The 24,369-nt window shown below is 68.5% G+C and carries 23 protein-coding genes and 1 pseudogene; 10 read left to right on the plus strand and 14 right to left on the minus strand.

The features are described 5' to 3' along the window. The first annotated feature begins 3 nt into the window (after positions 1-3). Positions 4-1,542, plus strand: coding sequence for an acyl-CoA synthetase (locus tag ACZ7OI_RS24355; protein ID WP_470266466.1), 1,539 nt, complete (start codon positions 4-6; stop codon positions 1,540-1,542). On the opposite strand, the gene ACZ7OI_RS24360 is transcribed toward ACZ7OI_RS24355, so the two are convergent. The 4 genes from ACZ7OI_RS24360 to ACZ7OI_RS24375 are packed head-to-tail and all read right to left on the minus strand — an operon-like array spanning position 1,539 to position 3,816. Further along, positions 1,539-2,276 (minus strand): SDR family oxidoreductase, encoded by a 738-nt coding sequence (locus ACZ7OI_RS24360; protein ID WP_470266467.1) that lies wholly within the window; start codon positions 2,274-2,276, stop codon positions 1,539-1,541. The genes ACZ7OI_RS24355 and ACZ7OI_RS24360 overlap by 4 nt on opposite strands. Before the next feature lie 9 nt (positions 2,277-2,285). Next, positions 2,286-2,651, minus strand: coding sequence for a DUF1707 SHOCT-like domain-containing protein (locus ACZ7OI_RS24365; RefSeq protein ID WP_470266468.1), 366 nt, complete (start codon positions 2,649-2,651; stop codon positions 2,286-2,288). Next, positions 2,648-3,217: a phosphatase PAP2 family protein gene (locus ACZ7OI_RS24370; protein WP_470266469.1), complete on the minus strand. Its 570-nt coding sequence runs from the start codon at positions 3,215-3,217 to the stop codon at positions 2,648-2,650. The genes ACZ7OI_RS24365 and ACZ7OI_RS24370 overlap by 4 nt, the downstream gene beginning before the upstream one ends. After that, positions 3,214-3,816 carry a DedA family protein gene (locus tag ACZ7OI_RS24375; protein ID WP_470266470.1) on the minus strand — a complete coding sequence of 201 codons (603 nt, stop codon included), beginning with the start codon at positions 3,814-3,816 and terminating at the stop codon, positions 3,214-3,216. Before ACZ7OI_RS24375 ends, ACZ7OI_RS24370 begins: the two co-directional genes overlap by 4 nt. A 90-nt stretch (positions 3,817-3,906) precedes the next feature. Here ACZ7OI_RS24375 and ACZ7OI_RS24380 point away from each other — a divergent pair, with 90 nt between their 5' ends. Then, a complete protein-coding gene (locus ACZ7OI_RS24380; protein ID WP_470266471.1) occupies positions 3,907-4,284 on the plus strand; it encodes a BlaI/MecI/CopY family transcriptional regulator in 378 nt (125 codons plus the stop codon). A 2-nt stretch (positions 4,285-4,286) separates the two neighbouring features. Beyond that, positions 4,287-5,285: a M56 family metallopeptidase gene (locus tag ACZ7OI_RS24385; protein WP_470266472.1), complete on the plus strand. Its 999-nt coding sequence runs from the start codon at positions 4,287-4,289 to the stop codon at positions 5,283-5,285. A 204-nt stretch (positions 5,286-5,489) separates the two neighbouring features. On the opposite strand, the pseudogene ACZ7OI_RS24390 reads toward ACZ7OI_RS24385, so the two are convergent. Next, positions 5,490-5,804: pseudogene (locus tag ACZ7OI_RS24390) on the minus strand (polysaccharide deacetylase family protein); the annotation flags it as partial. Between ACZ7OI_RS24390 and ACZ7OI_RS24395 the strand changes: the two are divergent. Then, on the plus strand, positions 5,737-5,898 hold the full coding sequence (locus tag ACZ7OI_RS24395; RefSeq protein ID WP_470266688.1) for a hypothetical protein: 162 nt from the start codon (positions 5,737-5,739) through the stop codon (positions 5,896-5,898). The pseudogene ACZ7OI_RS24390 and the gene ACZ7OI_RS24395 overlap by 68 nt on opposite strands. On the opposite strand, the gene ACZ7OI_RS24400 is transcribed toward ACZ7OI_RS24395, so the two are convergent. Next, positions 5,882-6,892 carry a glycosyltransferase gene (locus tag ACZ7OI_RS24400; RefSeq protein ID WP_470266473.1) on the minus strand — a complete coding sequence of 337 codons (1,011 nt, stop codon included), beginning with the start codon at positions 6,890-6,892 and terminating at the stop codon, positions 5,882-5,884. The two genes, ACZ7OI_RS24395 and ACZ7OI_RS24400, sit on opposite strands and share 17 nt — an antisense overlap. A 209-nt stretch (positions 6,893-7,101) precedes the next feature. On the opposite strand from ACZ7OI_RS24400, the gene ACZ7OI_RS24405 reads away from it, so the two are divergent. Next, positions 7,102-8,577, plus strand: a complete 1,476-nt coding sequence (locus ACZ7OI_RS24405; protein ID WP_470266474.1) for an LCP family protein — start codon at positions 7,102-7,104, stop codon at positions 8,575-8,577. A 707-nt stretch (positions 8,578-9,284) separates the two neighbouring features. On the opposite strand, the gene ACZ7OI_RS24410 is transcribed toward ACZ7OI_RS24405, so the two are convergent. Next, on the minus strand, positions 9,285-10,418 hold the full coding sequence (locus ACZ7OI_RS24410; protein ID WP_470266475.1) for a thioester domain-containing protein: 1,134 nt from the start codon (positions 10,416-10,418) through the stop codon (positions 9,285-9,287). Between the two features lie 294 nt (positions 10,419-10,712). Between ACZ7OI_RS24410 and ACZ7OI_RS24415 the strand changes: the two genes are divergently transcribed. Beyond that, positions 10,713-11,324, plus strand: coding sequence for a phosphotransferase (locus tag ACZ7OI_RS24415; RefSeq protein ID WP_470266476.1), 612 nt, complete (start codon positions 10,713-10,715; stop codon positions 11,322-11,324). A 210-nt stretch (positions 11,325-11,534) separates the two neighbouring features. On the opposite strand, the gene ACZ7OI_RS24420 is transcribed toward ACZ7OI_RS24415, so the two are convergent. Beyond that, positions 11,535-12,428 carry a 2-hydroxyacid dehydrogenase gene (locus ACZ7OI_RS24420; protein WP_470266477.1) on the minus strand — a complete coding sequence of 298 codons (894 nt, stop codon included), beginning with the start codon at positions 12,426-12,428 and terminating at the stop codon, positions 11,535-11,537. Continuing rightward, positions 12,425-13,702, minus strand: a complete 1,278-nt coding sequence (locus tag ACZ7OI_RS24425) for an MFS transporter (protein ID WP_470266478.1) — start codon at positions 13,700-13,702, stop codon at positions 12,425-12,427. Before ACZ7OI_RS24425 ends, ACZ7OI_RS24420 begins: the two co-directional genes overlap by 4 nt. Positions 13,703-13,822: 120 nt before the next feature. On the opposite strand from ACZ7OI_RS24425, the gene ACZ7OI_RS24430 reads away from it, so the two are divergent. Next, positions 13,823-14,563 carry an IclR family transcriptional regulator gene (locus ACZ7OI_RS24430; RefSeq protein WP_470266479.1) on the plus strand — a complete coding sequence of 247 codons (741 nt, stop codon included), beginning with the start codon at positions 13,823-13,825 and terminating at the stop codon, positions 14,561-14,563. Positions 14,564-14,567: 4 nt separating this feature from the next. Here ACZ7OI_RS24430 and ACZ7OI_RS24435 read toward each other — a convergent pair whose 3' ends face one another. Together ACZ7OI_RS24435 and ACZ7OI_RS24440 are read right to left on the minus strand one after the other, a co-directional pair. Then, complete coding sequence (locus ACZ7OI_RS24435) at positions 14,568-15,437, minus strand: S1 family peptidase (RefSeq protein WP_470266480.1); 870 nt, start codon at positions 15,435-15,437, stop codon at positions 14,568-14,570. A 793-nt stretch (positions 15,438-16,230) separates the two neighbouring features. Beyond that, a complete protein-coding gene (locus tag ACZ7OI_RS24440) occupies positions 16,231-16,854 on the minus strand; it encodes a TetR/AcrR family transcriptional regulator (protein ID WP_470266481.1) in 624 nt (207 codons plus the stop codon). A gap of 96 nt (positions 16,855-16,950) precedes the next feature. Between ACZ7OI_RS24440 and ACZ7OI_RS24445 the strand changes: the two genes are divergently transcribed. Further along, positions 16,951-17,475, plus strand: a complete 525-nt coding sequence (locus tag ACZ7OI_RS24445; RefSeq protein WP_470266482.1) for an ester cyclase — start codon at positions 16,951-16,953, stop codon at positions 17,473-17,475. Positions 17,476-17,480: 5 nt separating this feature from the next. Here ACZ7OI_RS24445 and ACZ7OI_RS24450 read toward each other — a convergent pair whose 3' ends face one another. From ACZ7OI_RS24450 to ACZ7OI_RS24460, 3 genes are read right to left on the minus strand one after another with little or no spacing between them, the layout of a single operon-like run. Beyond that, positions 17,481-19,040, minus strand: a complete 1,560-nt coding sequence (locus ACZ7OI_RS24450; RefSeq protein WP_470266483.1) for an amidase — start codon at positions 19,038-19,040, stop codon at positions 17,481-17,483. A 13-nt stretch (positions 19,041-19,053) separates the two neighbouring features. After that, on the minus strand, positions 19,054-21,624 hold the full coding sequence (locus ACZ7OI_RS24455; RefSeq protein WP_470266678.1) for an ABC transporter permease: 2,571 nt from the start codon (positions 21,622-21,624) through the stop codon (positions 19,054-19,056). 5 nt (positions 21,625-21,629) lie between these two features. After that, the gene (locus ACZ7OI_RS24460; protein ID WP_470266484.1) at positions 21,630-22,370 is read right to left on the minus strand and encodes an ABC transporter ATP-binding protein; all 741 of its coding nucleotides are present in this window, start codon (positions 22,368-22,370) and stop codon (positions 21,630-21,632) included. 149 nt (positions 22,371-22,519) lie between these two features. Here ACZ7OI_RS24460 and ACZ7OI_RS24465 point away from each other — a divergent pair, with 149 nt between their 5' ends. Further along, positions 22,520-23,719, plus strand: a complete 1,200-nt coding sequence (locus ACZ7OI_RS24465; protein ID WP_470266485.1) for a sensor histidine kinase — start codon at positions 22,520-22,522, stop codon at positions 23,717-23,719. After that, entirely contained in the window at positions 23,707-24,348 is a 642-nt protein-coding gene (locus ACZ7OI_RS24470) for a response regulator (RefSeq protein WP_470266486.1), read from the plus strand. The genes ACZ7OI_RS24465 and ACZ7OI_RS24470 overlap by 13 nt, the downstream gene beginning before the upstream one ends. Positions 24,349-24,369: the final 21 nt, after the last annotated feature.

Genomic DNA, 24,369 nt, shown 5'->3' on the forward strand with positions numbered 1-24,369 from the left:
GCGGTGCGACTGACCGATTACCTCGACAAGGGCGTCTCGCTGGGCCCGTCCGCTCCGTGTTTGACCACGGACGGCGGATCGCTCAGCTACGGCGAGGTCCAGCAGCTGTCCTGGCGGGTCGCCCGTGCGCTCGCGCGTTCCGGCGTGCGGCCGGGCGACAAGGTGGCGATCCTCTCCGCGAACGATCCGGTGTCGTTCGGGTGCGTCTTCGGCATCAGCCGGGCAGGGGCGGTCTGGTGCCCGGTCAACCCGCGCAACGAGGCGGCGGAGAACCGGGAGCTGCTCGACCTGTTCGACTGCACGTGCCTGCTCGTGCAGAAGTCGTTCGCACCGCTCGTTTCCCGCATCGCCGGTCAGCTGCCGAAGCTGACCACCGTGGTGTGCCTCGACGGCTCGTTCCCCGGCGCGATCGCGCTGGACGAATGGCTCGACGGGCTTCCCGGCACGCCGTGGCAGTCCGATCCGCCGGACGACACGGCCATGCTCGTCGGCACCGGCGGCACCACCGGACGGCCGAAAGGGGTGGTGCTGACCGGGCACAACGTCGAAACCATGTCGGCGCTGACGTTGATGAGCTACCCGTTCCAGCCGCGTCCGCGCTACCTCGCGCTGGCCCCGCTCACGCACGCCGCCGGGGTCTTGTGCTTCCCGGTGCTGGCGCTGGGCGGCGAAATCGTGGTGATGCCGTCACCGGATCTCGGGAGATTCCTCGAACTGATCGAACGGCACCGGATCACCCACACCTTTCTGCCGCCCACTCTGATTTACCTGCTGCTGGACCATCCCGCACTGTCCACAACGGACTTCAGCTCACTGGAATGCCTCTGGTACGGGGCCGCGCCGATGTCCGCCGCCCGGCTGGAGGAGGCGATCACCCGGATCGGGCCAGTGCTCGGACAGCTTTTCGGGCAAAGCGAAGCACCGATGATGATCTCCACGCTCGCTCCGGCCGACCACTTCCGTCCGGACGGTTCCCTCGCGCGCGAACGCTTCACCTCAGCGGGCCGTCCGACGCCGCTTACGCAGGTGGCGATCATGGCCGAAGACGGAACCCTGCTGCCCCGCGGGGAACGCGGAGAGATCGTGGTGCGCGGGCCGCTGGTGATGCCGGGGTACTACCGGAATCCCGAAGCCACCGCGGACGTCAGCAGGCACGGCTGGCACCACACCGGCGACATCGGCTACCTCGACGAGGAGAACTTCCTGTACGTCGTGGACCGGGCGAAGGACATGATCATCACCGGCGGGTTCAACGTCTACTCGGCCGAGGTGGAGCAGGCGCTGATGACGCATCCGGCGGTGCAGGACTGCGCGGTTGTCGGGCTGCCGCACGAAAAGTGGGGCGAGCAGGTGACCGCGGTCGTCCAGCTGCACCAAGGCCGGACCGCTGCCGCGGACGAACTGCGGGCCACGGTGAAGGAACTGCTCGGCAGCGTGAAGACGCCGAAGGAGGTCCTGCTCTGGCCGGATCTGCCGCGGTCGAAGGTCGGGAAGGTGCTGAAGACCGACGTGCGGACGCAGCTGCTGGCCGAACGCGCTTAGAACTGACCGCCACCGGCGTGCACCGTCTGGCCGGTGACCCAGCGGGCCTGGTCCGACGCCAGGAAACCCACGATGTCCGCGATGTCGCCGGGTTCGGCAATGCGGCCGAGCGGGGTCTGGCTCACGTTGCGCTCGATCACGCCCGGCGGCCCGTCGGCGAGGAGCGCGTCGGTGCGGACCGCGCCCGGCAGCACGCTGTTCACCGTCACGCCGCGCGGGCCGAGTTCCTTCGCCAGCACCCGCACGAACTGGTCTCCGGCGGCCTTCGCGGCACCGTAGATCCCGGTGCCGGGCCGGGCAGTCGGGACCACTCCGCTCGACACCACGACGATCCGGCCGCCGTCGCGCACTCGCCGGGCCGCCTCGCGCAAGGAGACGAAGGTCGGCCGGAGATTGGTGGAGAAGATCAAGTCGAAGATCTCGTCGGAGGCCTCCGCGAGCGGCACGAACCGGGCGATCCCGACGTTGGCGACGACCACGTCGAGACCGCCGAATTCCTGTTCCGTGCGGTCGAAAAGACTGCGCAGCTCGGCGTCGTCGGTCACGTCCGCGCGCAGGGCGACGGCCTGCCCGCCGTCCGCGCGGATCTTCGCGACGACTGCGTCGGCCGCCTCCTGATCGGCGCGGTAGTTGACCGCGACGGAAAACCCGTCCGCACCCAGCCGTTCCGCGATCGCTTTGCCGATTCCGCGCGAACTTCCGGTGACCAGCGCGACGCCCGCTTCTCTCTGCACACCGCCAGTCTAGGGGTGCCCGAAGTGATGTCCTTCGTCGGCGAAGCCGTGCGCGGCAAGGAAAAGCATCATCGCCACCGCGATCATCAGCAGCATCCCGACTGCCAGCTTCCGCCGCGCGGGCGCGGTGCCGAACTCCGTGACCAGCTGATGTCCGGCCAGCAGGAGCAATGGCTGCCAGCTTGTCCGGGCCGCCGGCGCCGGCAGATCCGCGACCACCGCGTCCAGTTCGTGCCGGTACTGCGCCGAATAGACGGTGATGACCCGTTCTTCCACCTCGGCCAGGCTCAGCCGCCCCTCGCCCGCCGCGTTGTTCAGGACTTTCGTCGTTTGCTCGCGTTCGGCATCAGAGCAGCGGACAGGTCGATCGGTCATACTTTCCTCCCGGATACAGCCGGAATCAGGCGAGCCGTCACCTTCGCGAGCGGTTCGCGGACCACGAGCCCGAGCAGCCCGACCCCGGCACCGACCACGAACCCCGCGAGCACGTCGTGCGGGTAGTGCGCCCCGACGTACACCCGCGAAATCCCCATCAGTACCGCGAAAACGAGCGCCCAGACTCCCCATTTGCGGTTTACCAGCAGCACCGCCACTGAGAACGCCGCGACGATGACCGTGTGGTTGCTGGGAAACGCGTAGTCGGTCGGCGGGTCGCACGGCAGCAACGTGTGCACGCCGGCGACCACGCGGCACGGCCGGACCTCGGCGAACGCCGACTTCAGCACGGTGTCCACGGCGAGCGCCACCGCGATCGCGATCGGCACCCACGCCGCGGCCGCCAGTGCCGCCGGTCCCCTGGTGCGTGCGCGCCAGAGCATCGCGAGGATCACCGGCACCACCAGGAAAACCCCGTACTCGCTGAACGTCGTCGCGATTCCGGCCAGCCAATGCTGTGACCACGCGAAATCCGTTATGTCGCGGTATAGCCCGGCATCGATCATCGGACCGCGCTCCGGCGTGCGCGGACGATTTCGACCAGCAGCGGGCTCAGCGAAAGCAGCACCACGACGGCGATGATCGGCAGCAGGTACGTGTCGATGTTCGGCACCGACGCGCCCAACGCGTACCCGGCGAGCGTCACCCCGACCGTCCACAGCAGACCGCCGAGCACCTGCCACATCGCGAACTTCGCGGCGGGCATCCCGGCGATGCCGACGAGCGGGTTCAGCACCGTCCGGACCACCGGGATGAACCGGGCCAGCACCACCGCCTTCCCGAGCCCGTACCGGGTGAGCAGCGCCGATCCGCGCGCGACGCCCTCGTGCAGGTGCTTGCTGCGCACGCGGACGAGCAGCGCGCCGCCGCCGCGCCGGCCGAGGACGTATCCGGCCTGCGCGCCGAGCAGCGCTCCGGCCGCCGCCGCGACGATGACCGCCGCGAGCGAGAGGTGCAGCTTCGACGAGGCCGCCAGCACCCCCGCGGTGAACAACAGCGAATCGCCGGGCAGGAAGAAGCCCACGAGCAGGCCGGTCTCGGCGAACATCACCGCGAAGACGCCGAGCGGGCCGAACGCGGCCAGCAGCCACTTCGGGTCGAGCATGCCCACCTCCAACTACTACACAACTGTCGAAATTCTACATGAACGTAGTAGTGAGCCGAGCAGCTTCGACAAACAGGTAGAATTTGGGCCATGCGCAACGGACAGGGCGAGAGCGCCCGGCGGGCTCCCGGCGAGCTGGAGGCCGAGGTGCTCACGGTGCTGTGGGAGTCCGACGAGCCGATGTCGGCCGCGGGCGTGCAGGAGCGGATCGGCGGCGGGCTGGCCTACACCACCGTCGTCACGATCCTGTCCCGGCTGTTCGAGAAGGGCGTGGCGACCCGGGAGAAGCAGGGCCGCTCGTTCACCTACCGCGCCGCCGACGACGAACCCGGGCTCGCCGCCCGCCGGATGAGCAAGGTGCTCGACGCCGAAGCCGACCGGTCCAGCGTGCTGGCGAAATTCGTGTCGAACCTGTCCGAATCGGACGAGCGCGTGCTGCGCGATCTGCTGCGCCAGAACGGCGGCTGATCGTGAACCTCGACCTGCTCGCCCCACTGCTGCTGCCGTTGGCCTCCTGGCCGGTGGCACGCTGGGTCGCGCCCCGGTTGTCGCCTCGGCTGGGCAGCTGGCTGCTCGCCGGTTCCGCGCTGGTGCTCGCTGTCGGCAGCACGGCGACGCTCGCGGTCCTCGCGGCCGCGGGTCTGGCGCAGCTGCCGTTTGTCGGCGAGCTGGGCGATTTCTCCGCGGTCGCATTCCACGGGGCCGACGCGGTGAACCTGCCGCTGGCGATCGTCAGCGGGATCGCGCTGGTGGCCGCCGGGGTCGCGTTGACCCGCGCGGCGATTCAGTACGTGCGCTGGCACCGGAAGGTGCACGCCGAGCTGAACACGCACACGCGCGAGGCTGGCTTCGTGCTGCTGCCGGGCGAGGAACCGGTCGCGTTCGCGGTGGCCGGAGGCGGCGGCCGGATCGCGGTGTCCAGCGGGATGCTCTCGGCGCTGGAACCTCAGGAACGCCGCGCTCTGCTCGCGCACGAACGCGCGCATTTGCGGCTGCGGCACCATGTTTTCGCCGCGATCGTCACGGTCGCGACCACGGTCAATCCGGTGTTGCGTCCGCTCGGTTCGGCCGCCCGGTTCGCGCTGGAACGCTGGGCGGACGAAGCGGCCGCGGATCGCGTCGGAGACCGGAAGCTGGTGGCCACGGCGGTGGCGAAGGCGGCGCTGGCCAGCCGTTCCCAACCGTCGCTCGCGCTTGCCGCGACCGGCGGGCCGGTGCCGCAACGCGTGCGCGCGCTGCTGTCCGCCCCGTCGTCAGGCTCGCGGCGAAAGCCACTGGCGGCGGTCGCGGTGGCGGTCGTTCTCGGCGCTTGCGCCTGGTCGGCGGCTTGCACGCTCGACGCGGCCACCGATCTGCACACCGGCCTCGAGACCGCTCAGCAGGCCGCTTGCGTGCTCTCGCAAGGGACCCACGGCGAGCCCACGCTGTCGGCATTCCGACACCAGCACCGGGATTGCGCCGAGCGCTGACCGCCACGCTCCTGGTGCGGCGGCGATGTCGGAGTCGTGCAACAGAATCGTGCCGCCGCCGGTCAGCCTTCGACGCACAGTGCGCACGACTGAACGCGGAGTGGCGCGATTGGTCCAGTCGAATCCCCAGGCACTCCACAAAACGGGCTGAAGCCCGAGGATTCGCGCCGAAACCAGAGAACTCGCGCTGAACACCCCGTACGGCGCGCGCAGCCACTGCGGTCGGGCGCCGGTGACGAGTTCGATCAGATCGGCGGTGTGCCTGAGCTCGTCGTGCAGGACCTTCGGGGAGCGGCGCAGGAAGCAGCGGTGATCCCAGCCGTGGACTGCGATCTCGTGTCCGGCCGCGGCGATGTCCCGGCCTAGTTCCGGCTCGGCGGACAGTTCCCGGCCCAGCATGAAGAAGGTCGCTCGGACGTCCAGTTTCTCGAGGATTCGGAGGAACTGCGGCGTGGACTCTGGGTTCGGCCCGTCGTCGAAGGTCAGCGCTACGTGGCTTGGGTCGCCGCGTCCGGCCAAGCGCGGCGGGCGCAACTGCGGCACGAACAACGCGGCCGGTGCCGCGTGCGCGACGGCCGCTGCGGCGAGTCCGCGGATCATCCGGCTGCCTTGACCGGCCGCCGCAGCAACCATTCCAGCGCTTCGGTCAGTTCACTTGGCGAGTGGACCCACGGCACGATGCCGTCGTCGTGCAGTACCGCGGCGTTGGCGCGGCCGTGGCCGGGCAGGCAGCGGTAAGTCAGCACCGGCAGACCGGTCGCGAGTGCTTCCGACGTCGTCAGCCCGCCCGCGTTCTGCACCACGACGTCGCACGCGCGCAGCAGCTCCGGCATCTTGTCTACCCAGCCGAACACGTGCCGGTGTCCGGTTTTCCGCAGCTTTTCGGCCAATGCTTCGTTGCGACCGCAGACCACGACCGGCTCGACGAGTCCGGTCGCGAGGAGGTCGTCGGCGGTCTGTCCGATTTGGCCGACGCCCCAGGATCCGGCGACGACCAACGCGAGCGGACCGTCGTGCGGAAGGCCGAAGGCGAGCCGGAGCCGGAGCCGTTCGGTCATCCCGGCGGACGGCCGGAACGCGGGTGCGACCAGCGGACGCGAGACGAGAGTGCGACCGGCTCCGAGCGCCTTGGCTTGGCGGGCGGCGGTTTCGTTGGGAGCGACGGTGAGCGTCGCGTCCTGGCTCACGCACAGCCGGTGCACCGACGGGTCGGTGAGGTAGACGACCAGAGGCGCGGTCAGTTCGTTCGAGCGCCGCAGCCGGGCGACGGCGTGCGTGGCGAGCGGATAAGTCGATACGACGACGTCGGTGTTGTCGCCGAGCAGTTCCCGGAGCCTCGGCGTGGCGAGGCCGGCGAACCGGCGGGCGGCTCCGGCCAGCGCGGGGGTGCCGAGTGCGCCGAGCAGCCAGTCCCAGCTGCGCGGGACCGTGTTGAGCTGCTGGTGGTAGGCGCCGCAGAGCAGTTCGCCGAGTCTTCCCGGGAGCAGGTCCAGGAAATCAGCGCGGACGACGTGTGCGCCGCGGTCGGCGAACCATCGGTCCAGCTCCCTGGCGGCACCGTCGTGACCTGCCCCGATCCGGGCGGACACGATCACCACGCGGGCCATCCGGCACCCCTTTCGACTTCTACATGTCTGTAGTAAAACTACATCTCTGTAGAATGAGAGTCGAGACCGGGCCGACTGCGAAGAAGCACCCTCGGTCCGACATTCCGGGCACGTTTCCCGCAATTGGGGGTAAGCGGTAACCCGTCCAGGTGAGACGCCCGCTACCGTGGGTCTTTCGACCACCGGACGTGGCAGGAAGAGGAACCCCGATGCGTCGTCGCAAGACCGCCAGCGCGATCCGCGTCGCCCAGGTGCTCCTGGCCGTGGTTTCGCTGCTCGTCCTCGGCGGCACCGCCTTCGCATGGTCGAAGCTGAACCAGATCACCGACGGCCTGACCAGGTCCGACGTCATCGGCGCCGGGGCCGGTTCGCCGATGGGCGAGCAGAACATCCTGATGGTCGGCCTCGACACGCGCACCGACGCGGAGGGCAACCCGCTGCCCGACGACGTGCTCGACCAGCTGCACGCGGGCGGTGCGGAGGACGGCGGCGACACGACCGACACGATGATCGTCGTGCACATTCCGGCGGGCGGCGGGAACGCTACGGCGATTTCCATCCCGCGTGACTCTTATGTCCAGCTTGCCGGGAAGTTCGGGAAGCACAAGATCAATTCGGCTTATACTTATGGGCAGATTGCCCGGAAGAATGAGTTGAAAGCTGCTGGCGAGTCCGGGGCGCAGCTGGAGACCGACTCGGCTCAGGCCGGGGCCAAGACTGCGATCGAGACGGTTCAGCAACTGACCGGGCTCACCATCACGCACTACGCGGCGGTGAACCTGGCGGGGTTCTATTACGTCAGCCAGGCTGTTGGCGGGGTTCCGGTTTGCCTCAAGGCTCCGGTTAAGGATAGTTACTCTGGGGCTAATTTTCCTGCTGGGCCGCAGAATGTCGCCGGGGCGCAGGCGTTGCAGTTCGTGCGGCAGCGGCATGGGTTGCCCAACGGGGACCTGGATCGGATCAAGCGGCAGCAGGTTTTTATGGCCAGCATGGCCAAGACCATTCTTTCCGCTGGGACGTTGACGGATCCGGGCAAGTTGGATGCGTTGATCGGGGCGGTCAAGAAGGCTGTTGTCGTTGATACCAACTGGGATTTGCTGGGGTTTGCTCAGCAGTTGCACGGGATGAGTGCGGGGAGTATCAACTTCGTTACCGTGCCGGTGGTCAGTATTACGTTGAAGACGCCTAATGATGGTGATGCCGTGCAGGTGGATCCTAAGCAGGTGCAGCAGTTTGTTCGGGAGCAGACTGGGGAGTCTTCTTCGTCCCCCTCTTCCTCTGCTTCCGCGCCGCCGTCGTCGTCTGGTGGGGATCCTGCGTTGGCGGGGTATGTGGTTGATGTGCGCAACTCGTCCGGGGTGGATGGGCTGGCTAACCGGGTTGCGGACAAGCTCGCTGCTGCTGGGTATGCGCGGGGGTCTGTTTCGAATAGTGCTACTCGGCGGACGTCGACTGTGTATTACGGGCGGGGGCAGCGTAGTCAGGCTGAGGCTATCGGCGAGAAGCTTGGCGGGGTTGCGGTGGCTTCGGATAATTCTCTTGAGAAGGATCATTTCCGGGTTTATTTGGGGCAGAAGTACTCGGATGATTCCGGGGTGCATCCGGCTTCCGCTCCGGCGGTGATGGAGGCTCCGGCTGGGGGTGCGCCGGATATTACTGCTGATGGGGTTACTTGCGTTAACTGACTGCTCGTGCTTCGCACATCGCGGGGCGGGAGTGTGGCGGGGGCACCCCGAAGCATGATTGTGATGACGGTCTGGGGTGGGTTTTTCAGGGGGGAAAGATGTCTTTACAAACCCCCCCAGAACAGAGCTTTGTTTCGTATCGGGGTGCGGGGGGTGTGGGCGCCTTGAGGGGTTGGGTGCGTGGGCTGCGGTTTGGCCGGTGGTACGCGGCGGCCTGGGTGCCTGGTTAGGCTGGATTCGCTGGCTGCGGTTTTGCAGGGGGTGCACGGCGGCCTGGGTGCCTGGTGGAGCTGGGGTCGCGGCGGGGGTTAGTGCCTCGAAAGTGGCGGTGGGTGCGTCGCGGCGGTGGCGGGCGGCGGGCAGTCGTCTGTGAGGGGAACCCTGAAGGAATCAGAGGCTGTGCGGGTTCCCCTCACGGAACACCACCCAACCCACCAACCCTGAAGTCCGTGAAGGTGGCCCTCACGGAATCCGGCCAAGGCTCGGAAGTCCGTGAAAGGGCTCCTTGAGGGAATTAGATTCCCTCAAGGAGCCCTTCACGGACTTCTCGGCGGTGCGGCGGTGCGGAGGTGCGGCGATGCCAGCGAAGGTGAGCGGCGGAGGTGGCCGTGATGCTGCGGCGGTGCCGATTGCCTGCCGCGCATAGCAAAGCGGGCCGGTCCTAAATGGACCGGCCCGCTTGCTTAGCGCGTCTTACTTCGGGTAGATCAGGCGTTGCTCCGACGGCGGCGAACCACCAGCAGCATCGCGCCGCCAGCGACCACCAGGGCTGCGCCGATTCCGATCGGCAGGGCCGCGTTCACGCCGGTGTTCGCCAGCGGGGTCTGGCCCGAGTTGTTGCCGCCGGCTGCGGGGGCGGTCGTCGCGGGCGCGGTGGTGACCGGGCCGGTTTCGGTCCAGGTGCCGGTTGCGGCGGCCTGGACGCTGCTCTTCTGCGACTGTGCCACGATCAGCGACTGCGCCGGCTTGTCCGCGTAGTTCTTGGCCACGAACAGGCGACCGGTGTTGACGTCGCCCGAGGCCTTCACCGCGAGTTCGGCCGTGCCGGCCTTCGCGTCCTTCGGGACGTCCAGGAACAGCTTCGTGCCGTTCTTGATCGCCGAGGACTTGATCTCCTGGCCGTTTTCACCGACGACCTTCACGCCCTCGGGGAGCTTGCTCGTGAAGTCGGTGACGCTGCCGGTCGTCGCGACAGTGAACGGGCCGATCTTCGTGCCCGCTTCGCCGGACGCCTTCGCCGGAGTGATGCTCAGCGCCGGCTTCGTCTCCTCGACGCCGGTGTTCGCGTCGCCGGTCAGGTACTTGTACAGCGCGAGCACGTCGGCCGCTTCGTCCTCGGAGCCGTTGGCCAGCGGGTTTTCGGCGTCGAGGTCCTTGCCGTCGCTGTAGTGCCACACCGCGGCCTGCGTCGCGGTCAGCGCTTCCTTCGTGGACAGACCGTCGTGGAGCTTGGCGCCCTTGCCGGTCAGCGTCTTCTCGAGGGACGCGACGTCCTCGGACGGGTAGCTGTGGTGCAGCACCCAGTTGATGTTCTTGTTGTTCTTGCGGAACGGCGACTTCGCGTCGGGGTAGTCGTTCCACGCGTGCTCGAGCATCGGCTCGCCGTACCGCGCGCCGACCTCGATCTGCACGCAGTACATCTTCGAGAGGGCGCCGTCGGACAGCTTGAAGTTGAACAGCGTCGTCTGGACCTTGCCCTTGTCGGCGATGTTGACGTCGAAGCCCGACGTGCCGCCGTTCACCAGCTCGCCCGAGGCCGCGCCGCTGCGCGCCGTGGGGGCGTTGTCGTCGGCGAGGGCGACCGGCGCGGCGATCATGAGTGCCGCTGCCGCGGAAGCCACCGCGGCCCCTCCCCGGACCAGAATTGACCTGCCGTGCATGCTTTCTCCCATCCAGTCCCGAACCACGAACAACGGACCGCGTGAGACCACATCTCCCCGACCACGGCGGCCACCAATTCGGGTGAAGAATCCACCCAGTCAAGCGATGGCGAAGCATACACAGGGCTCACATGTGCACTGTGGGTGGTCCCCTGACTGCGCTTTCGTACCACCAGTCGGAGTCGTTCCTCCTCTTGTGTTGCTCTGGGTAGATATGCGAGGAGCTGCGGAAACCCGAGAGAAAGGCGCAGAACGTTGAACAAGCAACCACCGGCGGACGTGCTGGCCGCGTTCGGCTGCAGCGAGGTGCCGGTTCGGCTGGAAGGCGGGAAAGGCGAGACCTGGCGCGCCGGGGACATCGTGGTGAAACCGGTGGAGTTCGCTCCGGAAACGCGGTGGCGGGCGGCGGTGCTCGCCGAGGTGGCGGAGTCGGCGGAGTTCCGGATCGCTCGGCCGATTCGGGCTCGCGACGGGGAATGGATAGCGGGGGCATCCGCCGGCCAGAATTCATCCGGTGGTCATCCGTCGCTCGGCTGGGAGGCGAGCCGACTGATGCCTGGCAGCCCGGACACTTCCCGGCCCGACGACGCGATTCGGGCCGGGATCGCGTTCCATCAGGCGGTCGCCCGGCTGCCGCGTCCGGACTTCCTCGATTTCCGGACCGATCCCTGGACCATCGGAGACCGGATCGCCTGGGAGGAATTGCCGCCCGAGGGCTCGGCGCCCGCTCGCGACCTCCTCCGCCCGTTGCTCGAGGCGCGCCGTCCGGTGGAGTCGGCCGCGCAGGCGGTCCACGGCGATCTCCCCGGCAACGTCCTCTTCGCGCCGGGACAGCCGCCCGCGGTGATCGACTGGGCGGTCTACTGACGTCCCCCGTCGTGGGCCGCCGCGGTGGCGGTCGCCGACGCATTGTGCTGGTACCAAGCGACTCCCGGTCTCATCGACCGCTGGGCGCATCTGCCCGAATGGCGGCAGATGCTGATCCGCGCGCTCGTCTACCGGATCGTCACGCACGATCTGGCCGGACGCTGGACGCCCGACCAGATCGCGCCTATCAACCCGCTATCGCGGCCGTGCTCAGTTGACCAGGTTCTCCAGCGGCTCGCCCTTCGCGTAGTGCGCGAGCTGGCGTTCGGCCAGCTGCTTCGCGCGCGGGTAGAACGAGTCCGAACCGCCTGCGATGTGCGGGGTGATGATCGCGCCGTCGAGCGTCCACAGTGGATGATCGGCGGGCAGCGGTTCCGGGTCGACGACGTCGAGCGCCGCGCGCAGACGGCCGGCGGAGACCTCGGCGGTGAGTGCGTCGGTGTCGACGGCGGTGCCGCGGCCGACGTTCACGACCAACGCCGTGTCCGGCAGCAGAGCCAGTTCCGCGGTGCCGAGGAGGCCCCGAGTCTGCGGGGTGTCGGGCAGGATCAGCACCACGATGTCCGCGGTCGGCAGGAGGTCCGGCAGTTCGGCGATGCCGTGCACGCCGTCGCGAGCGGTGCTGGAGACCCGGACCACCTCGGCCTCGCCTGCTTCGAGGTACCGCTCGATGGCTCGGCCGATCGAGCCGTAGCCGACCAGCAGGACCCGGCAGTCGGCGAGCGAGCGGGTGTGCACCCGGTCCCACGAGCCGGTCTGCTGCTGCGCGAACCAGCGCGGGAAATACCGTTGTGCGGCAAGGATCAGCGCGAGAGTGTGCTCGGCGACGCTGAGGTCGTGCAGTCCCCGGCCGTTCGCCAGCTGCACGCCGGACGGGACGAGCGACAGCAGGTTGTCGTAACCGGCGGAGAGCGTCTGCACCGCGCGCAGCGACGGCAGTTGCGGGATGAGCTTCGCCGCCGCCGGGCCTTGGTCGTAGGGCAGGACGTAGAACTCGACGTCGTCGAGGCCGTCCGGCGGGGTGCCGCGGCCGTCCCACACGACCGCGTTCAGTTCGGCCGGAACGGAAATGTCGGACCAGGGCACCAGTACACGCGCGGTCATGCTCGCCTTTCCTTCGTTTTCACCGGAACCGCGACTACCAGCACCGCGGCTGCGGCCATTGTCCCCGCCAGCATCAGGAACGCGGCAGCCGTGCTGCCGGTGGCGGATTCGAGCCAGCCGACCAGGTAGGTCCCGAGGAACCCGCCGAGCGCGCCGGCGGCGTTGATCACGGCTACCGCCACCCCGGCGGTCCGCTGCGGCAGAAGTTCGGAAATCAACGCGAAGAACGGGCCGTACGGCGCGTACAAGGCCACTGCGGCGATTGCCAGCAGCACGAACGCCCACCAGAAATGTTGTTTGCCCAGCAAATACGAACCGTAGAACGCGACCGCGCCAGCGAGCAGCCATGGCCAGACGTATCGGCGACGCATCCCGGATCGGTCCGAACTGCGCGAGTTGATCAGCATCGCCACCACAGCGAACGCGTACGGAATCGCCGACAGCAAACCGGTCGCGCCGATTCCGGCGGACGAGCCTGCCTTGACGATCGACGGCAGCCAGAACACGAAGCCGTAAACCCCGATGCTCCACAACAGATATTGCGCCGACAGCAGCAGAACCGCCTTGGACCGCAACGCTTCCCGCACCGGACGGTCCGCTGGTTCCGGAAGCTGCGCCTGTTCCGCGGCGATAGCGCGCTCGACCGCTTCGCGGCCGGCCGGGTCGAGCCACTGGGTGTCGGCGGGCCGGTCTCGGACCTGCGCGCGGAACACGAACGCCCAGATCAGCGCCGGGATTCCCTCGATGATGAACATGCCGCGCCAGGACGTCGCCTCGATCAAATACCCCGACGCCGCCGACAGCCACATCACCGTGACCGGGTTGCCGAGGATCAGGAAAGCGTTGGCCCGCCCGCGTTCGGCCTTCGTGAACCACCGCGCGAGCAGCACGACGAGCGCGGGCAGCACCGCCGCTTCCACCGCGCCGAGCAGAAACCGCACCACGATCAGCACCGGCACCGAACTGAGCAGGCCCTGCGCGGTCGCGAGGATGCCCCACGCGAGCACCGACCAGAAGATCAGGCTCCGCACGCTGCGGCGGTCGGCGTAGAGGACGCCGGGGACCTGCAGCAGGAAGTAGCCGAGGAAGAACGACGCGGCGATCAGCCCGGACGTCGTGCTCGTGAGATTCAGCTCCTCGGCCATGCCGCCGGCGGTCGCGATCGAGAAGTTCGACCGGTCGAGGTAGGCGAGGCTGTAGGTGACGAAGACGATCGGGATCAGCCGCAGCCAGCGCTGCCTCCCGAGCGTGCCCGCCTGCTCGACGGTGTTCATCCGGTACTCCTGTCGCCGCTGACCCAAGTCCTTGACGCACTTTCCGTAATATGGAAAGCTATTCCGCAATGCGGTGAGAGGCAGTGTGCGTCTCCGCGCCCGGGACGTCAAGGGGGTCCGATGGCGGACATGGTCGGCAAGGCTTTGCGGGTGCTGTCCCTGCTCGGCGGCTACCCCGAAGGCGTGCCGCTGTCCGAGCTGGCGCGTGCCGCCGGATACCCGGTGAGCACCACGCACCGGTTGCTCAGTTCCTTGCAGAGCGAGGGATTCGCGCGCAACGACCCGGTGTCGAAGCGGTATTCGCTGGGGTTGCGGCTGTTCGAACTGGGTCAGTCGGTGTCGCAGGCGCGCGGATTCGCGGGCGTCGCGCTGCCGGTGATGCAGAAGCTGTCCGAGGAGACCGGCGAGCCGACGCTGCTGGCCGTGCTGGACGGGCACAACCAGGTTTACGTGCACTCGGTGCAGGGGTCGCAGCGGCTGCAGATCCGCGGCGAGCCGGGTGCGCGCGGGCCGTTGCACTGCACGTCGATGGGCAAATGCCTGGTCGCGTTCGCGGCGAATCGCGACGAGCTGGTCGCTTCACTGGAACTGCCCGGGCTGGCCCCTCGCACGATCACCTCGCGCGAGGCGTTCGCGACGGAGATCGCGGCGGTGCGCGAACGTGGTTTCGCAATCGCTGACGAGGAGCACGAGGAAGGCATTCGCGCGGTCGGCGTTCCGATCAGGACCCCGGACGGGACCGCGATCGCCGCGTTGTCCACCGCGGCGCCGGCTTATCGGCTGACGGTCGCGCAACTGGAGGAGTTCGTGCCCGCTTTGCGTGCCGCCGCACGGGAATTGGCGGCGTTGCTGCCTCGGTGAGGTCTTATTCGCCGATCTCGCCCTTGATCCACGACACGAGCTGATCCACCCGCGCCGCGGTTTCGGTGCCGGGCTGAGGGCAGTCGGGGCCGAAGTTCTCGACCGCGATCAGCGTGTTCTTTCCCTTGATCGGTACGAAGAACGGCGACCCCGAGTCGTCCGGGCACGGGCTGTTCTCGACGGTGCGCTTCTTCAGCGGATCGAGGGTGATCTCGTTCTTGCGCACTTCGGCGACCTGGAAATCGCCGCGTTTGATGTGGTCGGTCTGCACGATGACCTTGGCGTTCAGCGAACCCCAGCCGACGAACGTCGTGTGCTGGCCCGGATCCGGCGGACCGTCCGGCAGCGCGAGCGGTTCGATGTCGGTGACCGGCTCGGACAGCTTGGCGAGCGCGAGGTCGTTGACCGCGGACTGGCGCGCGTCGACGATCTTCAGCACGTGCCCGCGTGGATCGGAATCGGTGAGCTTCCCGATCGCGGCAGTCATGGTGTAGTCGGGTTTGCCGCTGACCCGGGTGCCGTCGAGGTCGTGGAAGCAGTGTCCGGCGGTGACGATCCATTGCGGAGCGATGAGCGAACCGCTGCAGCCGCCGGTGCGGACGCCGCCGCCCTTCTCCGGAATGTCCTTTGAGGACAGTTTGACGCTGAACGGGGTGGGATGGTCGGGCAGTGCGGGCGTGGAAGGCGGCGAGGACGACGGCGCCTTGCCTCCGGTACCGCCGCTGACAGTGCTGCTGGCATTGCCCGCGCTGCCGCTCGCGCCGCGCGCGACGGCGACGTTCGACACCGGCTTGGCGGTTTCGGCCTCCGCGGTCCGCTGCAGGCCGACGTAGGCCCCGGCGAGCCCGGCCCCGAGGACCGTGGCGACGGCCACAGCACCCAGCCGAAGGCTCGCCCGTTGGGCGGAACGTGACTTTGCGTGCACCACGTGGTCCAAGATAGCGAAGTTGTTAACCCGAATGAGTGAGTGTGCCCGATTAATCCGGTGACCAGGGTAGAAACCGACACGCTCGATACGCGGGGTCGGGGCTTGGTCACGGAATGCTAACGGCGCGGGGGTGTTTTGCCTGAAGGCTGGGCCGTTCGGACGCGGGGGCCGGATTGTGGGGGTTGGTCCCGATCAGCGGGACAGCTGCGCCGGGGAAGGCTCGGTGCGCGTGGCGCAGGTCGGTGCGCGTGGCTTCGCTCGACCCGCCTGGCTTCGTTCGGCCTGCGTGGCTCTGCTCGGCCTGCGCGGCTTCGCTCGGCCTGCGTAGCCCGCTCGACTTGCACGGCTGCGCTCGGCCCGCGTGGCTTCGCTCGACCCCACTCGGCTTGTGCGGCTTCGCCCGGTCTGCGCGACCCCAGTCGGCTTGCGCAGCTTCGCCCGGCCAGCGCGACCCCGCTCGTCCCGCATGGCTTCACCGGTCGGCGCGACTCCGCTCGATCCGAGCAGCTTCGCTCGGCCCCACGTGGCCTGCGCAGCTCCGCCCGGCCAGCGCGACCCCGCTCGTCCCGCATGGCTTCACCCGGTCCGCGCAGCTTCGCTCGGCCCACGTGACTTCGCCCGGCCCGCACGCCTCCACCGTCCGTGAGGGGAACCCTGAGGGCCCCTGATTCCGTCAGGGTTCCCCTCACGGACAGCCGCGAGCGAGCCCCGCACTGGCGAGGTGAAGCGAGGCGAGACCTCAGTCCAGCAGGGCGAGCCGATCCACCAAGACTTCCAAAACCCCGTCCGGCCAAGGGAACATCGGGGCCGCCGGGCGCAACTCGGCTAAGCCGTGCAGGCCGGCCCACAAGGCAGTCGCGTCGGAGAATGCCGCAGTGCTGCGCGACAGGCCGGCGTCCGCGCAGTCCTGCACTGCTTGCGCCAGCAGGGCGAACACGTCCTGCCCGATCTCCTCCGCCGCCGGAGCCATCTCCGGATTCTCGGCTGCCCGCGCGGCATTCCACACTCCGCCGAACAGGATGCGGTAGCGATTCGGGCGTTCGAGGGCGAAGTCCAGGTAGGTCGTGCACACCGAGCGCAGCCGCGCGTCCGGCTTGTCCACCTCGGCCAGTCCGGCTTCGATGCGTTCCTTCAACTCGGCGAACGCTTCCTGCACGACCGCCAGCAGGATCTGGTCGCGGTCGGCGAAGTGCCGGTAGATGGACGGTGCCGCGATGCCGATCCGCCGGGCCACCGCGCGCAGGGTGACCGCGTCCTCGCCACTGCCTTCGTCGAGGATCTCGGCCGCCGCCCGCACGATCTCCTCCCGCAGCCGGGCACCTTCGCCGCGGCGGTTCCGGGAGCGTCCTTCTGCTGCGTTCACGACCGCAAGCTTACAGTCGTTAGCTAGATAGGTTTACAAGTGTTAGGTTACGACTCTATGGTTACTACCGTAAGCCTAACTCGGAGAGGAAACGCCATGAAGAAGATCCGGAACGTCATCGTGGGTGGCATCGCCGCAGTGCTGGTCGCGGGAAGCGTGGGCGGCGCGGTCAGCACCGCTCAGGCAACCCCGAGGATTCCGCACGTCGTCCAAGCCTGGGCCGACGCTTGGAACACCGGAAACGCAGCCAAAATGGCCTCGCTGTTCACCGGCGACGGCATCTACCAGGACAACGCCTTCCAGGTCGCGATGAGCGGACCTCAGGGCGTCGCGAACTGGGTCGAAATCACTGAGAGAAGCATCCGAAACGCGCACGTCGACGTGCAGGACGCGTTCCGCTCCGGCGACCGGATCGCGGTGCGCTGGACGTTCTCCGGCACCGACACCGGGGCGTTCGACAAGACCCGGCCCGCCACCGGCAAGTCGTTCCGCGTGCCGGTCAGCACGCTGATCGACCTGCGCGGCGAGCGGATCCGGCAAGTCACCGACTACTACAACCTCGCCGACGTTCTCCGCCAGGTCGGCCTCCCGGCGGGTCCATGGACGCCGCCGGGAAGCTGAGCGGCCTAAGCGGCGGGCAGGTACCGAGGTGCCTGCCGCGCGTGCGTCGCCTGCTCGTACGCGTAAGCGAAACCGAGCAACTGCGCGTCGTGGTATTTCGTGCCCAGGAAAGAAATACCGACCGGCAGCGGTCCGGCGAATCCGGCTGGCACGGTGATGTTCGGGTAGCCGGCCACAGATGTGTTTCGGGTGCTGCTCAAGAACCTCGGGTCGCCTGGGCGGTCCAGCGGCGAGGCGGGCAAGCCGCTCAGGGTGACGATCGCGTCCAGGCCTTTCGCCGCCAGTACGTCGTCGATCGACCGTTGCGCGATGCCCGTCGCGGCGGCGCGGTGCCGGCGGTAGGTCTGGTCGTTCAGGTTGCTGTCGGCGGCGTTCGCCTCGACGAGGAGGCTTTGGTCGAACAGCGGCATCTCGACGTCCCGGTGCTGGTCGTTGTAGGCGATCAGCTCGGACAGATTCCGCGGGTGTTCGCCGGGAGTCGCGGCCAGGTAGGCGTTCAGGTCGTGTTTGAACTCGGACAACAGGGCCGGGAAGAGATCCGGTTTGACTGACCAGGAGATGTCCTCGACGTCTGCTCCGTCGACGACCGTCGCTCCCAGCGAACGCAGAGTGTGCACTGTGGACTCGAAGATGCGATCGGCTTGCTGGTCGATGCCGGAGTGACCCTTTCGCCAGACACCGATTCGCTTGCCGCGCAGGGCATTGCGATTCAGAGGCATGTCCTTCGGGAGCGCAGCCGCGACTGAGGCGGGGTCGGCCGGGTCGGCGCCGGTGAGCACGGAGAGGGTGAGCGCGGCGTCGGTGACGTTGCGCGCGATCGGGCCGGGGGTGTCGTGCTGGGCGGTGATCGGCACGACGCCGCTGCGGCTCACCGCGCCGAGGCTGGTCTTCACCCCGACGGTCGAGGTCGAGGCTGCCGGGCACACGATCGAACCGTCGGTTTCGGTGCCGATGGCGACCGTCGCGAGACCGGCCGCCGCGGCGACTGCCGAGCCGCTTGACGAACCGCACGGGCTGCGGTCCAGCGCGTAGGGATTGCGCGTCTGGCCCGCGACTCCGCTCCAGCCCGGGATCTGTCCGTTCGAGCGGAAGTTCGACCATTCCGACAGGTTCGCTTTGCCGAGCACGATCGCACCCGCGGCGCGCAGGCGCTGGACCAGGAACGCGTCTTTGGCCGGACGCGAACCGAGCATCGCGGTCGAGCCGGCGGTGGTCGTTTGCCGGTCCGCGGTGTCGATGTTTTCCTTCAGCAGCACCGGAATTCCTTCCAGGGGGCTGCGGGAGGAACGGGTCCGGCGGCGGGCGTCGCTCTCCTTCGCCGCCGGCAGCGCGTCCGGATTGGTTTGCACGACGGCGTGCAGTTTGGGGTTCAGCTCTTCGATCCGGCGCAAGTAGCCGCGCGTCAATTGTTCCGACGTCAGCTGCCGGTGGTCCATGGCGCGCTGCAGATCGGGAATCGTGGTCTGGTCGAGGAAACGGCTCGGTGAGGCGTCCGCCGCGGCGGGCAGGAGCAAGCCCGCCGCGGTGAGGGCTGCCACCGAAAGCTGTGTCAGCAAGGTGCGCATTCGTTTTTCTTTCTTATTCGCGGAGGCCGATGGCATCAATGGGCTTGGCGCGCAAGGTGACCCGAGTGGACAGTCCGAGCGAGACCAGGCTGAGCAGGAACGCTCCGGCGATGATTCCGCCGAACACCGCGGGCGTTCCCGACGGCAGCGGGGTGTCGCGCAGGGAAAGATTGAGCAGTACCAACGGAACTGCTGCCACCACGGTGCCGAGCAATGCCGCGATACCGGCGGTCGCCAAGGCTTCCAGGCGCATCATCCGCACGACCTGGCCACGGGTCGTGCCGATCAGCCGCAGCAGAGCGAATTCCCGCGAGCGCTGCGCCGTGGTCATCACCAGCGTGTTGGCTACCGAGATCACCACGTAGCCGAGGATCACGCCGACCGCGACGAGGTTCAGATAGAACTGCTGCTGTGCCGAAGCATTCTCCGACGCGGAAACCGTGGAGCTGGGCGTTACGGTGAGACCCGGGTAACGAGCGCTGAGGTCGCGCAACGCGGCAGTCACCGCGGCCGGGTCCGCGTTCGGGTCTTCTCGCACCAGAACGGAACTGTCCATCCGGTCGCCGGTGTGCGCACGGGCGAGATCGGCGGGCAGCACGTACTCGCCGAATGCCTGGTTGTGCGTGTAGACCGCGACCAGTTTCACCTTCGCGGGACGGCCGTCGGCGAACCAGAAGTCGACCTCGTCGCCGATTTTCTTTTCGTACCAATCGGCTTCGCTCTTGCTCATCGCGACGGTGTCGCCGCGCAGGTCGGCCAGATTCCCGGACACGACGCCGAGGTCGAGCACGCCGCGCACCTGGTCGCCGTTCAGCCCCTGCGCCGGGTACTTCATGACACGCAGCCGCTGGTCCTCCTTGACCGTGGTGACGACGTCGGTGCGGATCACCGAGGTGGCCGCCGCGACTCCGGGGATCGCCCGCGCCGCCGAGGCGACCTCCGGCGACAACGCGCCGGTCCTGCTCGTCAGGACGTGGTCCGCGGTCGTCGACCGGACCGCCTGCTCCTGGGTGGCGGCAGCGGACGACGTCTGGCTGTAGAACATCGAGATCGCGAACGCGACCGCCAGCATCACCGGGGTCACCGCCGACGCGAGCCGCCGGGCGTTGGCCTGGTTGTTCGCCGCGGCCAGGTATCCGCTGATCCGCGAGACGCCGGAGTACACCGGGCCGATGATCCGGGTCATGAAGGAGACCACCTTCGGCCCGAGCAGCGAGAGCCCGATCACGACCACCAGCGCGGACATCGAGGAGGCCGCGAGCGCCCCCGGACCGGTCACGTACATCGGGACGGTCGAGCCGCCGAAGCCGAGCACCACCAGCAGCCAGCCGACGAGCAGGCGGGTCCGGCCGAGTTCGCGGCGTTCGACAGCCGCCTCGCCGAGCGCTTCGATCGGGCGGATCGACGACGGCCTCCTCGCCGCCGACCACGCGGCCAGCCGTGCCGCGCCCAGGCCGAGCAGGAGCGCGGCGACGAGCGGGAGCGGGCCGATCGCGAGACCGAAGTCCTGCGGGATCACACCGACCGCGGCGAAGGAGTTGCGCAATCCGTAGGCGACGGCCACGCCCAGCCCCGCGCCGAGCACTCCGGCGACACTCGCGACCAGCATGGTTTCGGCACTGATCAGCTTGCGGATCTGCTTGGGCGTAGCGGCGATCGCCCGCAGCAGCGCGAATTCCCGCCGTCGCTGGTTGATCACCAAAGCCAGCGTGCTCGACACGACGAACACCGCGACCAGGATCGCGAACCCGCCGAACGAACCCGCGAGCGCGAACAGCATCACGCGGGTCTGGCTCACGTCGAGGAATTCGACCGTGCTGCGTTCCATCCCGGCAGTCACCGTGACCGGTTCGCCCTTGACTGCCGCGCTGATGCGGTCTTCCAGCTCGCCCGTCGCCACTCCGGGAGCGGCGAGCACGCCGACCGCGTGGACCTGCCCGGGCTTCCCGGAAAGATCAGCGGCGCGCGCCGGGGAGAAGAACAAAGCCGACTGCCGGGTCAGCCCGGTGCCGGATTTGGCCGCGGCGATGCCGGTGACCCGGAATTCCATCGGCGTGGAACGGGTCGAAATCCGCACCGTGCTGCCGACCGAAACGCCGCCGCGCGCAGCCAGCTCCGCGTCGAGAACCACTTCGTTCGCCGCTTCGGGAGCGTGGCCTTCGCGAAGGGAGAACGGGGCCAGCACGGCCGCGTCCCAGTTGTGTCCGCGCGACTGGGTGCCGTTCGGACCGGTGAGCACCTGGCCGCTGGACGTCACGACGTTCGCCGGGAAGTCCTGCTCCGGCACCGCCTGGCGCACCCCGGGCACCTCGGAGATCTTCTTGACCAGCGTCTCCGGCACCGTGGTCTGCTCGCTGACCTGCTCGGACTCGCCGAAATCCGAGCCAGGCGGTTTCGTGGTCTGCAGCCCGCCGACCACCACGGCCGCGTCGGCGTAGCGCTGGGTCGGGACTCCGGCGCGGAGGCCGGATTCCATGAGAATGCCGCAGCCCGCGACGAGCGCGGTGCCGCAGAGGACCGCGATGAACGCGCCGACGAACCCGCTCAGCCGGGCCCTCGTCGTCTGCCAAGCCAACGACCACATAGCGGTCACCACTCCCCGAGGTGGGTCAACCGCTGCGCGACCCGCTCCGGGGTCGGCTGCGGGAGGTGACCGGCCAGCTTGCCGTCGGCGAGGAACAACACTCCGTGCGCGGCGGACGCGGCGACCGGGTCGTGGGTGACCATCAGCACGGTCTGGCCCATCTGGTCGACCACGGTGCGCAACAGGTCGAGCACCTGGCGCGCGGTGCGGGTGTCGAGCGCCCCGGTCGGCTCGTCGGCGAGCACGACCTCCGGCCGGGTGATCAGCGCGCGGGCGATCGCGACGCGCTGCTGCTGCCCGCCGGACAGCTCCGCCGGGCGGTGCTCCAGCCGCTTCGCGATGCCGACGCCGTCGACGATCTCGCGCAGCCAGCGGGAGTCCGGCTTCTTGCCGGCCAGCCGCATCGGCAGGGTGATGTTCTGCAGCACATTCAGCGACGGCAGCAGGTTGTAGGCCTGGAAAATGAACCCGATCCGGGTCCGGCGCAATTCGGTGAGCGCTCGTTCCCGGAGCCCGCCGAGTTCGGTTTCGCCGAGCAGCACCTTTCCCGAACTCGGCCGGTCGAGCCCGGCCGCGCAGTGCAGGAAGGTGCTCTTTCCGGATCCGGACGGCCCCATGACCGCGGTGAAGGAGCCCCGCTGGATCCCGACCGACACCCCGTCCAGCGCGGTGACCGCGCCGTCGCCGGAGCCGTAGATCTTGCGCACCGCTTCCAGCCTCAGGGCGTGTGTACCGCCTGTGTTCATCTTCGTGTCGCTCCTCGGACCAGCAGATTCTCTGTCGATATCGAAGCTATGGCCGAGGGAGGGCGAAAACGATCCCGAGCGCGGGAGTCTTGGGGGTAGCGCAGGCACCACCACTCCCGGTGAGGAAGTCCTAATGGGACACTGTGCGGGTGAAGAACCGGCTGCGCTCGTGGTGGTCCGGACTCCGCTATCTGCTGGTGGGGGCCGCGACCGCGTTCCTCGCCATGCTGCTCTTTTTCGCGATGGCCATCGTGCTGGTGACGTGCTTGATCGGCGTCGGCATCCCGGCACTCCCGGTCGCGCTGAAACTGATCCGCTACCCGCTGCGGTTCGAACGCCGCCGCGCCGGCCGCAGGCTCGGCGAGCCGATCGCCGAGCCCTACGCCAACGTTTCGCCGATTCGCGACCCGGCGAGCCTGCGGGATCTCGCGTGGCTGGCGGTGCACGCCGTGGTCGGCTTCATCGTCGGGGTGCTCGCGTTCGGCCTGCCGCTCGGCGGACTGCGCCAGATCCTCACCGGCGTGTTCTGGTGGCTGGTGCCCGGCGGAATCCAGAGCTCGCTGGAATTCATGGTGAACTCTTGGCCGTCGGCCGCGCTCTGCGTATTCAGCGGGATCGTCATGATCGCGCTCACGTTCTGGGCCTCGCCGCTGGCGCGCTGGCAAGCCCTTGCGACGCGGGCGCTTCTCGGCCCTCGGCCAGGTGCCGGGCTCACCGATCGGGTCGTCGAGCTGACCGCGACCCGCGCCGCCGCGCTGGAGGCGCACGGCGCCGAACTGCGCCGGCTCGAACGCGATCTGCACGACGGGACGCAGGCGCGGCTGTCGGCGGTCGTGCTGCAGCTCGGGATCGCGGATCAGCTTTTCGAGGGAAATCCAGCCAAGGCACGGGAATTGCTCGGCAAGGCGCAGGACGCGGCGACCGAAGCACTCGCCGAATTGCGCACGGTCGTGCGGAGCATCCACCCGCCGTTGCTGACCGACCGCGGCCTCGACGGCGCGATCACCGCCCTCGCCGACCGGTGCGCGGTTCCGTGCACTGTGGACGTTCGCAGTTCCGCGCGCCGGCCGGCCGCGGTCGAGGCGGCGGTGTACTTCATCGTGGCCGAAACGCTGGCGAACGTGACCAAGCATTCCGGCGCGGAACACGCGTCGATTACGCTCGACGGCACCGTCGACACCGTGCGGATCGAAATCCGCGACGACGGCGGCGGCGGCGCGGACGAATCCCAGGGCAGCGGGCTGGCCGGGATCCGGAAACGCGCCGAGGCTTTCGACGGGACGGTCACGCTCACGAGTCCGCCCGGTGGACCGACTGTTCTGGAAGTGGAGTTGCCATGCGGGTCGTGATCGTCGAGGACGACGCCCTGCTGCGAGAAGGACTGGTGTTGCTGCTGGACACCTCGGGCATCGAGGTCGCCGCGGCTTTCGACCACACCGACGACTTCCTCGCGTTCGTCCGCGAGGACCGCCCGGACGCGGTGATCACCGACGTCCGCCTCCCTCCGACGCACACCGACGAGGGCCTGCGCGCGGCCGTCCAGGCGCGGCAGCTGCACCCCGGTCTGCCGGTGCTGGTGCTCTCCGCGCACGTGGAGACCGGCTACGCGGCGGAGCTGCTCGCGGACGGCAAGGGCGCGGTCGGCTACCTGCTCAAGGAACGCGTCGGCAAGGTCGCCAAGTTCCTCGACTCGCTGCACCGCGTCGTCGAGGGCGGCACGGCGATGGACCCCGAGGTGGTGACCCAGCTGCTGGCGCACCGCCGCGACCCGCTCGACGCCTTGACCGCGCGCGAACGCGAGGTGCTCGGGTTGATGGCGGAGGGCTACAACAACGCCACGATCGCGGAACTGCTGGTGGTCAGCGACGGGACGGTGCTCAAGCACATCCGCAATATCTTCGCGAAACTCGGCTTGCCGGAGGACAATGGACACCGGCGGGTGCTGGCGGTGCTGGCCTATCTCAACGGGAAGAGGTAGCGCAGGCGCTACCACGAAGTT

It is taken from the genome of Amycolatopsis sp. NPDC114503 (assembly GCF_055633655.1).